Origin of the sequence: Streptomyces sp. NPDC002032 (genome assembly GCF_042890765.1) — a bacterium.
In the GTDB taxonomy this organism is placed as follows: Bacteria; Actinomycetota; Actinomycetes; order Streptomycetales; family Streptomycetaceae; genus Streptomyces.
Map to the genome: position 1 here is coordinate 479452 of NZ_JBIASM010000003.1, position 14456 is coordinate 493907.

11 protein-coding genes are annotated in these 14456 nt (G+C 72.3%); all 11 read right to left on the reverse strand.

Annotated features, from left to right (window positions below):
• Positions 1-14: 14 nt before the first annotated feature.
• The 11 genes from ACFYYT_RS10340 to ACFYYT_RS10390 all read right to left on the reverse strand — a co-directional run bounded on the left by ACFYYT_RS10340 (position 15) and on the right by ACFYYT_RS10390 (position 14445).
• Positions 15-425 carry a hypothetical protein gene (locus ACFYYT_RS10340; protein WP_351826994.1) on the reverse strand — a complete coding sequence of 137 codons (411 nt, stop codon included), beginning with the start codon at positions 423-425 and terminating at the stop codon, positions 15-17.
• A 24-nt stretch (positions 426-449) separates the two neighbouring features.
• Complete coding sequence (locus ACFYYT_RS10345; RefSeq protein ID WP_351826996.1) at positions 450-1607, reverse strand: S8 family serine peptidase; 1158 nt, start codon at positions 1605-1607, stop codon at positions 450-452.
• Positions 1608-1628: 21 nt separating this feature from the next.
• Positions 1629-3050: a hypothetical protein gene (locus ACFYYT_RS10350; protein WP_351826997.1), complete on the reverse strand. Its 1422-nt coding sequence runs from the start codon at positions 3048-3050 to the stop codon at positions 1629-1631.
• 27 nt (positions 3051-3077) lie between these two features.
• Complete coding sequence (locus ACFYYT_RS10355) at positions 3078-4235, reverse strand: S8 family serine peptidase (protein ID WP_351826999.1); 1158 nt, start codon at positions 4233-4235, stop codon at positions 3078-3080.
• 21 nt (positions 4236-4256) lie between these two features.
• A complete protein-coding gene (locus tag ACFYYT_RS10360) occupies positions 4257-5693 on the reverse strand; it encodes a hypothetical protein (RefSeq protein ID WP_351827001.1) in 1437 nt (478 codons plus the stop codon).
• On the reverse strand, positions 5693-6217 hold the full coding sequence (locus ACFYYT_RS10365) for a DUF2563 family protein (RefSeq protein WP_351827002.1): 525 nt from the start codon (positions 6215-6217) through the stop codon (positions 5693-5695). Before ACFYYT_RS10365 ends, ACFYYT_RS10360 begins: the two co-directional genes overlap by 1 nt.
• 144 nt (positions 6218-6361) lie before the next feature.
• A complete protein-coding gene (locus ACFYYT_RS10370) occupies positions 6362-8611 on the reverse strand; it encodes a xanthine dehydrogenase family protein molybdopterin-binding subunit (RefSeq protein WP_351827014.1) in 2250 nt (749 codons plus the stop codon).
• A gap of 89 nt (positions 8612-8700) precedes the next feature.
• Positions 8701-11007, reverse strand: a complete 2307-nt coding sequence (locus tag ACFYYT_RS10375; RefSeq protein WP_351827004.1) for a 2Fe-2S iron-sulfur cluster-binding protein — start codon at positions 11005-11007, stop codon at positions 8701-8703.
• Entirely contained in the window at positions 11004-11915 is a 912-nt protein-coding gene (locus ACFYYT_RS10380) for an FAD binding domain-containing protein (RefSeq protein ID WP_351827005.1), read from the reverse strand. The genes ACFYYT_RS10375 and ACFYYT_RS10380 overlap by 4 nt, the downstream gene beginning before the upstream one ends.
• A 382-nt stretch (positions 11916-12297) precedes the next feature.
• Positions 12298-13992, reverse strand: coding sequence for a beta-N-acetylhexosaminidase (locus ACFYYT_RS10385; protein WP_351827007.1), 1695 nt, complete (start codon positions 13990-13992; stop codon positions 12298-12300).
• 162 nt (positions 13993-14154) lie between these two features.
• Complete coding sequence (locus ACFYYT_RS10390; protein WP_267826198.1) at positions 14155-14445, reverse strand: DUF3039 domain-containing protein; 291 nt, start codon at positions 14443-14445, stop codon at positions 14155-14157.
• Between the last annotated feature and the right edge of the window lie 11 nt (positions 14446-14456).

The window sequence follows — 14456 nt, forward strand, 5'->3', positions numbered from 1 at the left end:
GGTCCGTCCTCCTCCTACTTCAGGTACTCGTCGAGCTTGGAGGTCGTGAACTCGGCGTAGAGCTGCTGCTCTTCCTTGTTGTGCGAGGCGAGGGAGTAGTTCAGCCCGTTGGAGATCTGCGCGCAGGCGGCCACGAGGGTCTTCACCTGACCCTCCCAGCGGGAGTTCAGCTTCGTGAGGGCCGCTCCGCTCGCGAACCCCTCCTTGGCGAGCGCGCCGGCCGCTTCGGCGGTCGCGGTGGCGGCGTGCTTGCCGTCGGCCTGGAGACGGGAGTGCAGCTTGTGCGCTTCGGTGCCGACCGCGCCGATGTGGTCCTGGTTGAGTTCGAGGTCCTGACCGCCGCTTCCGGGGGCCTGGTTGAGCCTCATGGATACGTTGGCGGCGGCCGTGGTGCGCGCGGCGGCCCATTCCTCGTCGAACGACATCGGGGCCTCCAGGCGGTCGTGGGCTCAGCGGTTGCGGCGTACGGCGACGGCGGTGACAGCGCCCCCGATCAGGACGCAGGCCCCGACCCCGAGCGCGATCCAGGGCAGACTACTGCCGCCGTCCCCCTTCTCAACGGCCGACGGAGCCTGCGGTGCGGGCTTGGGTGAACCAGTTTCGGCCGTTTTCCCGCCGACCCCGCCAGCAGCCGTCAGATCAGGCAGCGGATACACATCCGCAGGCCCCGGATCCCCAGGCATGGGCACAGCCACCCGCGGCCGGACAACGCCGTAGCCGACGAAGTCGTTCCGCTCGACGCCATCGACGGGCTTGCCGGCGGTGTTCAGGAGGACCCGGAGGACCTGGTTGTTGGTCCAGTCGGGGTGAACGGACCAGAGCAGGGCCGCGGACGCGGAGGCAAGGGCGGTGGCGTCGCTGGTGCCGTGGCTATTGCACAACCCTCCCGCGCATCCGGTCACGATGTCGACTCCCGGTGCGGAGAGATCTACTGCCGCGTTGTGCTGGGACTCCTTGGTCGCGCTGCCAGCTTGATCCACTGCTGCAACGCCCACTACCCCGGGTGTCGCCGCCGGGAAATAGGCCTCGTCATTGCCATCATTTCCCACACCTGCAAAAATCAGCTTACCCTTACCGATGGCATATTTAACGGCGTCCGACAGGTCAGGCGAATCCGGCCACCCAATCATGGAAATATTGAGGATCTTTGCGTCCGAATCGGCCGCGTATCGAATTGCATCTCTCAGGGTCGTATCGCGAGACAGGCCGTTGCCGTGAAGGTCGACACGGAGTGGCAAAATCTTCACCCCAGGCGCCAACCCAAAGGCGCTGTCAGCGCCACCCGGCCCCTTCCCGTTGCCAGCAATAATCGCAGCCATCGTCGTGCCATGCCCCTGATAGTCGGTGCGCTCGTCACCCGCTTTTTCGTCCGGCAGAAAGTCTTTGCCGGGAAGAACCTGACCATCCAGCTCTGGAATTCCGGCCACGCCGGTATCAATTACTGCCACCGTGACCGACTTACCGGTGGCAGTCTTCCAGACCTCGGCGGCATTCATCGCATCCAGATGCCACTGCCTGGATCGCACGGTCTCCGCTTGCGCGGGTGTCGCGGAAATCCCAGCAAGCAGCAGACCCACCAGGGCTGAGGTCGCCTTGCGCATAAGCATCCCGTGCAACATCCGATCCACTCAGTCGATCACCGGCGGAACGACGCGCCGGTCGGTCTGCCAGGTCTCTCCATCCTCGGCCAGGTAGCCGGGGCGTTCGCCCCCCTGTTCTCCGCGCCGCATGCCCGGTGAGCGAGTTCCCGCACCGGCATGGCCCGCCGCGCCGCTGTTGCGAACGAGTCCCGCACCACCCTGGGTGAAGGGCTGGCCACCGACGGCCGACCGACCGCCAACAGCGGACTGTCTACCACCGACGACCCCGCCCGGCTCCGTGGCCAGCCTGCGGCCGACCGGAGAACCACCCGATGGCCCGTGAGGGCCACCGAGCCCGCCGCTCACCGAACCGCCCGGGCCGCGGCCCACAGGGTGCGCACCTTCCGCCCCGATGACCGTGCCTCGCGGGATACTCGTGTTTGGCGTGCCGGAAGACACGGGGCGCCCACCCACAATGCCGGTGTCATGCGGGGGGAGCCCGACAACCTTGCCGGCTCCGATCCCTGCCGGAGGCTTCGTATTCGTCAGAAAACCGCCACGCGGCATGTTCGGGCCCGCTGTCGGCGGAAGCACCAGCGGCGGCCCCGGCACAACTGGGTTGGCGTTGCCGCCCCGGCCCGTAACAGCGTTGCTAGGGAGCGCATTTACCAGCGGAAGGGAACTGACGGGCAGCGTCGCCGCACTGTCGAGATCTACATTCACATCTCGCCCAATAAGGAGAGGCGTGGGAACGAGGCCGATACCGCCTGGGGCATGACCGCCCGACGGACCTTCAGGCCCCGACGCGGAGGTGTGCGGGCCGGGCAAACCCGCAGGTTCTGCGAGAGCGGCAGATGCGTATGCGGAGCCACCGAAGCCCGATCCTCCAGGTCCGTTGCCCGGACGGGAGATCACAGTGTCGCTACCGACCGCCGCCGGCGGATCGTAGTCCGGCGGCGGCGGGGGGAAGGTGGGGACCTCGGCTTTGTTCAGTTGGGTCGTTGAGGCTTCGTAGGACTGGGCCAGCTTCGTGAGCTGTTGTACCGCCTGCTGGTGGTCGGCGGTGAGTTTCGAGTGGGCCGTGCGGCCCATTTGCTGGGCGTCCGGGTCGTTGTGGAAGCGGTGCGCCGCCTCCAGGTTGGCGGCCGCCGACGCGTCGTATTTCGGGGTGTTCGCCTTCACCTCGATCATCGTCTGGGCAGCGTGCGTCATCCACTTGCTGCCCTCCGCGCTGTACTCCCCCAGCCGCAGCGTCGCGCTCCCCGCCTGGCTCACCCAGCTCTGGAAGGCCCGCGCCGCCTCACCCTCCCAGCCCTTCACCTGGTGCTTCTTCAGGCTCTCACCGATCGACTTGATCGCCTTCGACGCCTCCGCCAACTGCGTCGCCCGCGCCTTCACCGTCTCCGCATCCAAAGAGGCGATCATCGCCAGCAACTGCTCGTGCGAATAACCCTCGAAGTCCGTCGCCATCAACGCCTGCCCTTCGACATAGGAGCCTCAGCCTCGGTTCCGGCGCACGACGATTGCTGTGACGGCTCCGCCGATCACGACGCAGGCGCCCAGCCCGAGCGCGATCCACGGCAGACTGCTTCCGCCGCCCTTCTCGCTGTCGGCTGACTGCGGCTTCGGCGCGGGCTTCGGGGAACCGGCCTCGGCCGGCTTCCCACCGGAGTCGGCGGCCGCCAGATCGGGCAACGGATACACATCCGCGGGCCCCGGGTCTCCGGGCGTGGGCACGGCCACCCGCGGCCGGACCACGCCGTAGCCGACGAGGTCGTTCCGCTCAGCGCCGTCGACCGGCTTTCCCGCGGTGTTCAGCAGGACACGGAGGATCTGGTTGTTCGTCCAGTCCGGGTGGACCGACCAGAGGAGCGCCGCGGAGGCGGATGCGAGGGCGGAAGCGTCACTGGTGCCGTGGGTGACGCAGACCTCCGACTGGCCTTCGCAGGCGGCGTAGATATCGATTCCGGGGGCGGACATGTCCACCTGGGGACCGCGCTCCGACTCCTGGGTGACACCGCCGTCAGGGCCGATCGCCCCGACGCCCACCACGCCCGGCGTCGCCGCGGGATATTTGACGTCGTTGAGCCCCTCCGCGTCATTTCCGACGCCTGCGAAGATCAGCTTCCCTTTCGAAAGGGCGTACTTCACCGCGTCGAGCCGCGCAGGATCCTCCGCGTCAAGGCCCAGGGAGATGTTGATGATCTTTGCGTCGGAGTCCGCCGCATAGCGGATCGCTTGCGTCACGCTCGGGTACATGGCGTTACTTTCGATCGGGACCCGAATCGGGAGAACCTTCGCGCCGGGCGCCAAGCCGAGCGCCCCATCGCCGCTGGGGTGCTTCCCCGTTCCGACCATCACCGCCGCAATGGTTGTGCCGTGCCTGTCATAGTCGGTGCGTTCGTCACCCTCCTGCGACGTCGCGAGGTCCTTACCCGGGAGAACCTGCCCCTCTAGTTCGGAGACCCGCCCCACACCGGTGTCGATGACCGCGATGATGACGCCCTTGCCCGTGCTGGTCTTCCAGATGTCGTCGGCCTTCATGGCATTCAGGTGCCACTGCTTCTCGCGGATCGTCTGCGCATGCGCCGGGGTCGCGGCGACCCCGGCGAGCAGCAGACCGACCAGGGCCGAGGCCGCCTTGCGCATACGCATCCCGTGCAACGTCCGTTCCGCTCAGTCGATCACCGGCGGAACGACACGACGGTCACCCTGCCAGGTCTCTTCGTCCTCGGCCAGGTAATCGGGGCGCGCGCCCCCCTGGTTCCCACGCCGCCCGGACGACGGAGCGGACGCACCCGCGCCGGCATGGCCCATCCGGCCAGCGCCCATGCCAGACCCCGATCCGTTGCGCACAAGACCGGAGCCACCCTGAGTGAACGGCTGACCGCCCGCGCCCACCCGGCTACCACCGACAACGCCACCCGGCTCCGTCGCCAGTCGGCGCCCCACCGGGGAACCACCGCGCGGGCTCTGCGAGCCGCCACCGACGCCACCGCCCATCGGGCCACCCATCCCCCGACCACCCGACTGCGCGCCCTCCGCACCGATCACGGTGCCACGGGGAATCCCGGCGCCAGAGGGACCAGAGGAAACGGGCTTACCGCCCACGATGCCGCTGTCGCGCGGAGGAAGGCCGACCTTGCCGCCGATACCACCCGCCGGAGGCCTCACAGCAGGCAGCTGACCACCGCCCCCCAAACCGGGAACTCCACGGGTCGGGGGAAGCGTCAGCCGGGGCATGGGCGGAAGCGGGCTGGGACCCCCACCCCCCGGAACAACGGGGCCACCACCACCGGGCAAACCGGTGACCGGCGGCAGCGTCTTGTCCGGAAGCGTCGCGACGTGGTCCAGGCCTACGTCGACCGCCCGGTCCGGAAGCACCGGCGTCGGCTCACTCCCCGGCGTGGGCGCCAAGGTGCCACCCGCAGGAAGCTGGTGGGCCGGAACTGAGCCAGGTCCGGACGAAGAGCCGCCGTTCGAGGCCGACGGCAGGGAGGAGAAGGCACCGCTTCCCCCCGGATCACCGCTGCCACCGTGGCTGGTCTCACGGTCAACATGGTGACCGCCGACGATGCCGGGGGGATTGAACACCGGAGGCGGCGGCGGGAAGGTCGGGATCTCCGCCTTGTTCATCTGCGTCGTCGACGCCTCATACGACTGCGCCAGCTTCGTCAGCTGCTGCACCGCCTCCTGGTGATCACCGTTCAGCTTCGTGAAAGCCTTACGGCCGATCTCCTGCGAGTCCGGGTCATTGTGAAACTTGTGCGCCGCCTCAAGACTCGACGCCGCCGCCGCATCGTACTTCGGGGTGTTCGCCTTCACCTCGATCATCGTCTGCGCGGCATGCGTCATCCACTTACTGCCCTCCGCACTGAAATCACCCAGCCGAAGCGTCGCACTCCCCGCCTTGCTCACCCACTCCTCATACTTCTGGGCCGCCTCACCCTCCCAGCCCTTCACCCGGTGCTTCTTCAGCACCTCACCGATCTCCTTGATCGCCGTCGCCGCCTTGTCCAGCTGCGCCGCCCGCGCCTTCACCGTCTCCGCATCCAGCGAAGCGATCATCCCCAGCAACTGCTCGTGCGAGTAACCCTCAAAGTCCGTCGCCATCAGATCGTGCCCTTTGACGTGCTCGGCGACGGCGTCGAGGGGGCGCCCGGCGACGCCTTCGCCTCGCGCGCCAGCGGGTCGCGGTCCAGGACGTAGTCCTTCTTCGACTGCCGGATGATCGTGCGCATCCGGGCCTGCGTCTCCTCGTCCACGCCCGCGTAGCCCTTGCCCGCCGTCATGATCGCGATGCCGAGGGCCTCGATCTGGGCGGCCAGGCCCTGGGAGAGCTTCTGCAACTCCGAGTGGACCGTCGAATACGCCTTGAACAGGGCGTCCGCCTCGGCGAAGCCCGTGCCGAGGGTGCCTGTCGGCAGGGTGCCGTGGGCGAGGCGCTTGTCGTCCGCCTCCGAGCCGTCGAGGTCCTTCAGCAGGTCGTCGACCAGCTTCTTGTACCCGGTCATCGACTCGTACTCGACCGCCAGGGCCTGCGCCTGTGTCCTGAGGGCGTCCGCCACGCTCGCCCCGACGTTCATCTCGAACAGCCCCGGCCCCGGTCCCGGCACCGGCCCCTTGTCCCCTGCCACGATGGCCTCCCCGAATCCCCGTCACCCCGCGGGCACAGCGCCCGCCCCCGTTCGCACCCGCACGTTCCGAGCGCCGTCGATCACTCTATCGATGAGCGCCGACAGGCCCAAGCTCGGGTTGCACGTGCAATGCGGGTCACACGGTCACGAGTTGGGCGCCGCCACGGCCGCCGATGGCCGGATCGGGATCCTGTTCACCGGACGCCCCGTGGCCGCGCGGACCGCCGAGGCAACCGCCGCCGGGGTGGTCACCACCGGCACCGCGCTCGCCGCCTTCGCACCGAACGGCGCCACCACGTCACGCTCCTCGACCAGCCGGACGATGCGCACCGCCGGGGCGTCGAGGGACGTCGGCAGGGCGTAGCCCGTCAGGTCGGGGTGGCGGACGAGGCCCGCGACCGAGCGGAGGTTCTCCGTGAGGGCCGCGCCCACGCCCTGGGTGACGCCCGCTTCGATACGGGCCTCCAGCTGGCGGGGGTTGAGGATCCGGCCGACGTCCTGGGCGACCGCCAGTTCCACCACCCGCACCGAGCCGAGCTCGATGTCCACGTCGACCACCGCGCGGATCGCGCAGAACGCCAGGCCGACGAAGGCGTCGCCCTGGCCGTCCGCGTCCAGCGGTTCCGTCGGGTGGGGGCGGCACTGGGCCGTCGCCCAGAGCTCCTTGCCTTCTATGGCCTCCGCGACCGTGGTCGAGAAGGCGCCGTCGTACGACGTGATCCGGCCATCCGCGATCTGCAGCAGCTCGGTGGACATGCCGAGCTTGTGGGCCATCGGCTGGAGCAGCTGCGTACGGACCATCTTCGCGGCCCGCTCCACCGCGCCGCCCGAGACCCAGGTGTGGCGGCCGTGCGCCGACGGGCCGGCCGGCGGCTGGTCGGTGTCGACGGGGGCCATCGCCACCTCGTCCACGCCGAGGACCTCCTGGACGATCTGACGCGCGAGGGTGGCGAAGCCCTGGCCGGTGTCGACGGCCGCGCAGATGACGGTGGCCGTGCCGCCGACCACCTTCACGGTGGCGGTGGAGACCTCGTCCGCGCCCTCCGCGCCGAGCATGTGGACCATGCCGACGCCGTAGCCGACCCCGCGCCGCACCGCGCCCGGTTCGCCCGCGCCCTCGGGGCCGCCGGGCAGCAGCCACTCCTCCTCCGGGGTGTCCTTCGGGAGGGAGGGGAGCGGGTAGTCGCGTACGGCGCGCAGCAGTTCGGCGACCGGCGCCGGGCAGGTCACCGTCTGCCCGGTGGGTAGCAGGTCGCCCGTCGACAGGACGTTGCGCATGCGCACTTCCGCGCCGTCGATGCCGAGCGCGGCCGCGAGCTTGTCCATCTGGCCCTCGTACGCGGCGCAGACCTGCATCGCGCCCTCGCCGCGCACGTGCCCCGACGGCGGGTTGTTGGTGCGGACCGCCCAGCCCTCCACGAAGGCGTGCGGAACGATGTACGGGCCGCACGCGAAGGCCACCGCCGCCGCGAGGGACTCGGCGGAGGAGTCGGCGTAGGCGCCGGCGTCCATCAGGATCTGGGCCTCGACCTTGACCAGCCGGCCCTCGGCGTCCGCGTGGTGGCGGTAGCGCAGCAGCGTCGGGTGGCGGTGGGCGTGGCCGAGGAAGGACTCCTCGCGGGTGGCGGCCAGCTTCACCGGGCAGCCGGTGCGCAGCGCGAGCAGGCCGAGCGGGAGCTGGAAGGCGGGGTCCTCGCGGTCGGAGGTCGCGCCGGGGACGCCGGTGACGACCACGCGGACGCGGTCCGGGTCGAGCCCGAAGCAGGCGGCGGCGAGGTCGCGGTCGGTGTGCGGGTCGGTGGAGGCGGTGTAGATCTCCACGCCCCCGTCGGGCCGCGGTACGGCCAGCCCGGCCTCGGCGCCGATGGGGGCGGGGTCCTGGCGGCCGATCCGGTAGAGGCCCTCGACCACCACCTCCCCCGTCGCCTCGGGGTCGCCGTAGCGCAGCGGGATGTGCCGGATCAGGTTGCCGTCCGGATGGAGGGGGGCGGCGCCGAAGGACTGCTCGGGGTCGGTGACGGCGTCCAGCAGTTCGTACTCGACCGCGATGGCGGCCGCGGCGAGGCGCGCCGTGTCGGGGTGGTCGGCGGCGACGGCGGCGATGGGCTCACCGTGGTGGCGGACCACGTCGTGCGCGAAGACCGGCCGGTCGGCGATGCGGCGGCCGTGCGTGGTGGCGCCGGGGACGTCCGTGTGGGTGATGACGGCGCGCACGCCGGGCATCTCGGCGGCGGCCGAGGTGTCGATGGACAGGATGCGGGCGTGGGCGTGCGGGGACCGCAGGACGGCGGCCCACAGCAGGCCCTCGGCCCACAGGTCGGCGGCGTAGGGGAAGGTGCCCTCGGTCTTGGCGCGGACGTCCGCCGAGGGGACGGAGACGCCGATTCCGCGCAGGCCGGACGACGACTGGGGCTCGTCGCCCTCCGCCGCGCCGCCGACCGTGGTGACGGCCGTGGTCGCCGTGGCCGCCGCGTCGTGCCCGCTCACGCCATGCCTCCGTTGTGGTGGTTCCCGTCGTGCCCGTCGTGCCCGTAGTTCGCTTGGTACTGGTCGTCGTTGCCGTGGGGTCCGTCGTGCCCGTGCTGCTGCTGTCCGTTGAGCACGTCGAGACCCTGGCCGCCGAAGGTGTCGTGGCCGTTCTGGAATCCCTGGCCGCCGAAGGCGTCGTGGGAACCGTGCCCGCCCTGCCCGCCGTGGACGCTGCCCTCGCCGGGCGGCGCCTGGTGCGGGATCCGCGGTTCGGGGGCGCCGGTACCGGTGGCGGCGGGCGCCGTCTCCCCGGCCGCCGTCGCCTCGCGCTCCGCGACGACCTCGCGGACCGCCTCGATGACGCCCTTGTAGCCGGAGCAGCGGCAGAGGTTGCCGCACAGCGCCTGCCGCGTCTCCAGGTCGCTGGGGGCGTGGTTGCCCTCCAGCAGGTCATGGATGGTCATGGCCATGCCGGGCACGCAGAACCCGCACTGCACCCCGCCCGACCTGCACAACGCCTCCTGTACGTCCGACAGTTCCCCGTCGGTCGCGAGGCCCTCCACGGTCCGCACCTCGCTGCCGGCCGCGGTCGCCGCCGGAACCAGGCAGGAGGCGACGAGCCGGCCGTCGACCTGCACCGCGCAGGCACCGCACTCGCCCTGCGAGCAGCCGTCCTTGGCGCCGGCCAGGCCGAGCCGCTCGCGCAGCACGTACAGCAGGGATTCGCCGATCCAGGCCCCGGTGACGGGGCGGTCGGCGCCGTTGACGCGCAGGACGTAGGACGCCGACGGGTGCTCGTGGTGCGCGACGGCGGGGATTCCCTCTTCCTCGTACGTCGCCTCCTGCACCGGGAAACCTTCGGCGCCGCCCTCGTCCGGGGGTGTCACGGCGCTGTCGGCGGTGTCCTCACCCGGCACCGGCGCGGCCCCCGCTTCGGCGACGGGATCCGCCTCCTCCGCGACACCGGCGGACCCACCCGCCACGAAGCCGTGCCCGTGCCCGTGCTCGGGCTCCCGCCCCGCAGCCGCGGCGTCCTCGGCCGGAGCCCCCGCGGACTCGGCACCGTCCTCCGCCCCGGCGTCCACCGGACGGGGGCGCTGCTCCTGCACCGGCTCCTGAGCCGGCGCCCGCGCCGGGCCGTGGGCGGCGTCGATGTCGGGGGCGGCGTGCGGCACGCCCTCCGGCTCCGGCCCGGGCTGCGGGAAGCTCTCCGGCAGCGGGGTCCCGACCCCCGGGCCGCCCAGCACCCTCGGTCCGCGTCCCTGGGCGCCGGCCGCGGGCCCCTCGCCCGGCAGCACCCCGGAGCTCATCTGTCCGTCGGACCCGGCCAGCCCGGCGCCCGCGCCACCCGGCACCCCGGGCTGCGCCCACGGAGCCGAGGCCCCGCCGGGCAGCGTCGCCGGAGCCTGGCTCCAGTCCCCGGCGCCCGTGGTGCCGCCCACGGGGGCACCGCCCGCGCCGCCGAAGACGTCACTGCGGAACCCGTCGCCACCGAACGTGTCGCCCCCGAGGCCGCCGCCACCCGGGAACCCCTCACCGTCCCGGAAGTCACCGTCCCGGAACTCGCCGCCCCGGAACTCGCCGCCCCGGAACTCCGCGCCCCGGAAGTCACCACCCGGAAGGTCACCGTCCCGGAACTCACCGTCCCGGTAGTCACCCGCACCCGGGAACTCCCCCGCCCCCGGCAGCGGTTCGCCGCCGGTCGGCAGCGTCCACTGCCCCGTGGCCGCGTGCTCGTCGGGCAGGTGCGCCGTCCCGGAGCCGTGCGACTCGGGCTGCTGGTGCACCGCCTCGGGGAACTGCCACTCGGCCGTCGACCCGAAGTCCGTGACCCCGCCGACCCCGCCGACCCCACCGGCCCCGCCGGTACCACCCGCGCTCCCCGCGCTCCCCGCGCCCCCCGCCACCGCGGTCTGCTCGGGCTCCCCGTAGGCCGCCGCCACCGACGGCGGCAGCGGGATGGAGGCCGGGATCGGCCCCCGCGAAGGCGCGGGGGCCTGGGCCGCCGGCGCCTCGGGCCACTGCACGGGCATCGTCCAGGCGCCGGTGGCGCTGGGGTCCGCGCTGGCCGAGCCCAGCGGCACGATCATCGGCGGCGGCACGTACCCGTGTCCGGGGGCGGCGAGGGGCTCCCCGTTGTCGAGGGCGTCCAGCATGTCCTGCGGGAGTTTCACGAAGGCCGTGGCCTCGTTGTCGTACTCGCCGCCGTGCGGCACGGGCTCCCAGCCCCAGCCGTTGCCCGCGCCACCACCCGTGCCGCCGGCGCCACCCGCGTGGCCCGAATTCCCGGTCGTTCCGCTCACGTTCTCGTTCTCACTCATGAGGTCAGTGCCCTCCCCAGGGCCCTGCGCGCCAGCACGGCCACCGTCCGCCGCAGATGCAGTACTCCGGAGGACACCGGTTCCCCCTGGTCGGGCACGCAGGCGGCCGCGACGTACTCGCCGAAGGCCTCCAGCGCCTCGGGGGCCAGGCTGCGGTCCCCGTCCCAGTCGATCAGCGAGGCCACCCACTGCTCGGCCTCCAGCGGCCGCAGCGGCATCGGGGCCACCGCGCCGATCGCGCACCGCACGCCCCGGCGCGCGGGGTCCAGTACGAGTCCCACGGACGCCACCGCGCGCCCCGGGCCCGTACGCCCCGTGGCCTTCAGGAAGACCTGCGGCGCGTGCAGCAGCGGCACCCGCACGAAGCCGATCAGCTCGCCCGGACGCAGCATGTCGCGGCCGGCGAGCAGGTGGGAGACGGGGATCTCGCGCCGCGAGCCGCCGGGGCCGACGATGACCAGCACCGCCTCCAGCGCCGCCAGCACGGGCAGGGCGTCACCGGTCGGCGCGGCCGTCACGATGTTCCCGCCGAGGGTGCCGGCGTTGCGGATCTGCGGAGGTCCGGCGGCGCGCGCGGCGGCCGCGAGCGCCGGGATGAGAGCGGCGAAATCCGGCCGTCCCATCCGGGCGTGCGTGAGTCCGGCGCCGAGCAGCGCGTGCCCGTCCTGGTACTGCCAGCCGCGGATCTCGTTGATGCGCCCGAGGCCGACCAGCGCGGCGGGGCGCAGCAGCCCGGCGTTGACGGCGGCCATGAGGTCGGTGCCGCCCGCGACGGGGACGGCCGCGGGCATGGCGGTGAGTGCCGCCACGGCCTCGTCGAGCGAGGCCGGCAGCGTCACGGACTGCGCCGCCCGGGCCGCGTGCGGCCCCTGAGTCGAATGCGATGCGTGCGGTGCGTGCGTGGTCAACCCAGCTGCCCCTTCCCGATGTCCCGGTCCCGGCGCTCACGCCTGTCCGCCGTACGGTACGTGCTCACCGCCGGGACGTGGCAACTCTGGCACATCTTCGGGACCGCCCCGCGCGAGGGTCCGCCGGGCACCGCCGGCCTCCCGCGCCCCGGCGCGGCCCCGGCGCGGCCGCCGTACGCCGGGGAGGCGGCCCGCGCACCCCCCGCACGCCCCCGCACACCGCCCCGCGCACGACGCGCCCCGCTACCTCCCGGACATCCTCGGACATCCCCGGAACGACCGGTTTCCTCCGGATACGCCTCATTAGAGGCAGAGTTCCAAAGGTTTCCGAAGAGTTCCGCTTCCGGCCGTCCGGCGCGGGGCCGGCGGCCGGGGCCCCGGGTCACACGATCGGGGGCGCACCTTCGAGCGGGCGTCCGAGGAGTCCCGGCCGGCGCTGCCACGGCAACGGTCCCGCCGGTGGCCGGTACTCGACTCCGAGGGCGTCGAGCCGTGCGTAGTGGGCCGTCATCCGGCCCTCGAAGCCCGCGTAGTCACGGGATTCCGGTTCGGGCAGCCGGGACCAGACCGCCTCGGCGAAGGCGGCCAGCCGCGGGAACACCTGGTAGTCGACCCGGCCCTGGTGCTCCATCACCTCGGTCCACACGTTGGCCTGCGCACCCAGCACGTGCGCGGCGGCCTCGGGCGAGAGCCCCGGCGGTACGGGCTCGAAGCGGTAGACGTCCTCCAGGGAGCGCACGTACCCGATGGGCACCGGCTCGTCCGGGCCCGGCGCCTGACGGTGGTCCAGGTACACCTGCTGCTCGGGGCACATCACCACGTCGTGCCCGGCCTCGGCGGCGGCGATCCCGCCCGCGTAGCCGCGCCAGGAGGAGACGGCGGCGCCCTCCGCCAGGCCGCCCTGGAGGATCTCGTCCCAGCCGATGAGCCGGCGTCCGCGGGCGGTGAGCCAGCGGTCGAAGTGGCGGATGAACCAGGCCTGGAGGCCGTCCTCCCCGTCCACACCCAGTTCGCGGATGCGTTCCTGCGCCAGCTCCGAGGCGCGCCACTGCGTCTTCGGGCATTCGTCGCCGCCCACGTGCACGAAGGGCGAGACTTCCGGCGGGAACAGCTCCAGCAGCTCCTCGAACACGTCCTCGTAGAAGCGCAGTACGTCCTCGGTGGGGGCCAGGACGTTCTCGTTGACCCCCCAGTCGTCCCACACGCCCAGCGCCGCCGTGTCGACGACGTCGCGGTTGCCGAGCTCGGGGTAGGCGGCGATGGCGGCCTGGGAGTGCCCGGGAATGTCGACCTCGGGGACGATGCGCACGTGCCGTTCGGCCGCGTACGCGACGATCTCGCGGATGTCGTCCTGGGTGTAGAAGCCGCCGTGCGGGGTCTCGTTCCACAGCGGCGAGGCCCGGTGCCCCCACCGGCTGCGCGCCCGCCAGGCGCCGACCTCGGTGAGCCTGGGGTGGCGCTTGATCTCGACGCGCCAGCCCTGGTCGTCCGTCAGGTGCAGGTGCAGCACGTTCAGCTTGTGCGCGGCCAGCAGGTCGATGTGGCGCAGCACCCCGTCCTTGGGGGTGAAGTGCCGGGCGACGTCCAGCATCAGCCCGCGCCACGCGAAGCGGGGGCCGTCCTCGATCGTCGCGTACGGGATCTCCCGCGCGGGCCGTCCGGGCAGCGGGGCCCTGCGGTGGGCGTCGGGGCCGAGCAGCTGGCGCAGCGTCTGCGCGCCCCGGAAGAGCCCGGCGGCGGTGGCTCCGGTGAGCTCCACCCCGTCGGCGCCGACGGTGAGCCGGTAGGACTCCGGCCCGTGCCCGCCGGCCCGTCCGGGGTCCACGGCCAGCCGTACGTCGGCCCGCGCGCCGGAGGCCGCGGGCGGCAGCAGCGCCCAGCCGGTGGCGGCCCCGATCTCCCGGCGCACCCACCGGGCGACGCCCTCGGCGCCGGGCCCGGCGGCCAGGGCGGGATCCGGGCCGAACCGGTGGCGGCGGCCCTCCGTGTCCACGACGGCGACCCGGGGTGCGGGGATCAGGTTCAGCGGGTCGAGGTCGGGGGCGGGGTCGAGGTCGGCGTCCGGGTCCAGGTCCATGCGTCAGCCCTTCGCAACGGCAGATCCGTTGCACCCTGCGCAACGCCTGTTTCACAGAGTGCTCTTGGCGCCGACCCTAACCCGCCCCCGGGGCACGCAAAAGGCCCCCGGCGCGCGCATCCGCGCACCGGGGGCCTTCGCCTTCGAGGGCCAGGACTTCCGCTACTTGTCCTTGCCGCCCTTGTCCTTGTCCTTGTCGCCGCCGGCGCCCATGGACTCGTAGATCTCCTTGCACATCGGGCAGACCGGGTACTTCTTCGGGTCGCGGCCCGGTACCCAGACCTTGCCGCAGAGCGCGACGACGGGGGTGCCCCCGAGCGCGCTCTCCATGATCTTGTCCTTCTGGACGTAGTGGGCGAAGCGCTCGTGGTCGCCGTCGCCGTGGGACACCTGCGGCGTCGGCTCTACGAGGGTCCCCGTACCAGTCCCGCGCTCGGGCTCAAGAGTGCTCATGAAATCCAGGG

Excerpts from the sequence above, each read along its gene's own strand:
- ACFYYT_RS10340 (WP_351826994.1), bottom strand. The coding sequence starts at position 425 with ATGTCGTTCGACGAGGAATGGGCCGCCGCGCGCACCACGGCCGCCGCC.
- ACFYYT_RS10345 (WP_351826996.1), bottom strand. The coding sequence starts at position 1,607 with ATGCTTATGCGCAAGGCGACCTCAGCCCTGGTGGGTCTGCTGCTTGCT.
- ACFYYT_RS10350 (WP_351826997.1), bottom strand. The coding sequence starts at position 3,050 with ATGGCGACGGACTTCGAGGGTTATTCGCACGAGCAGTTGCTGGCGATG.
- ACFYYT_RS10355 (WP_351826999.1), bottom strand. The coding sequence starts at position 4,235 with ATGCGTATGCGCAAGGCGGCCTCGGCCCTGGTCGGTCTGCTGCTCGCC.
- ACFYYT_RS10360 (WP_351827001.1), bottom strand. The coding sequence starts at position 5,693 with ATGGCGACGGACTTTGAGGGTTACTCGCACGAGCAGTTGCTGGGGATG.
- ACFYYT_RS10375 (WP_351827004.1), bottom strand. The coding sequence starts at position 11,007 with ATGAGTGAGAACGAGAACGTGAGCGGAACGACCGGGAATTCGGGCCAC.
- ACFYYT_RS10385 (WP_351827007.1), bottom strand. The coding sequence starts at position 13,992 with ATGGACCTGGACCCGGACGCCGACCTCGACCCCGCCCCCGACCTCGAC.
- ACFYYT_RS10390 (WP_267826198.1), bottom strand. The coding sequence starts at position 14,445 with ATGAGCACTCTTGAGCCCGAGCGCGGGACTGGTACGGGGACCCTCGTA.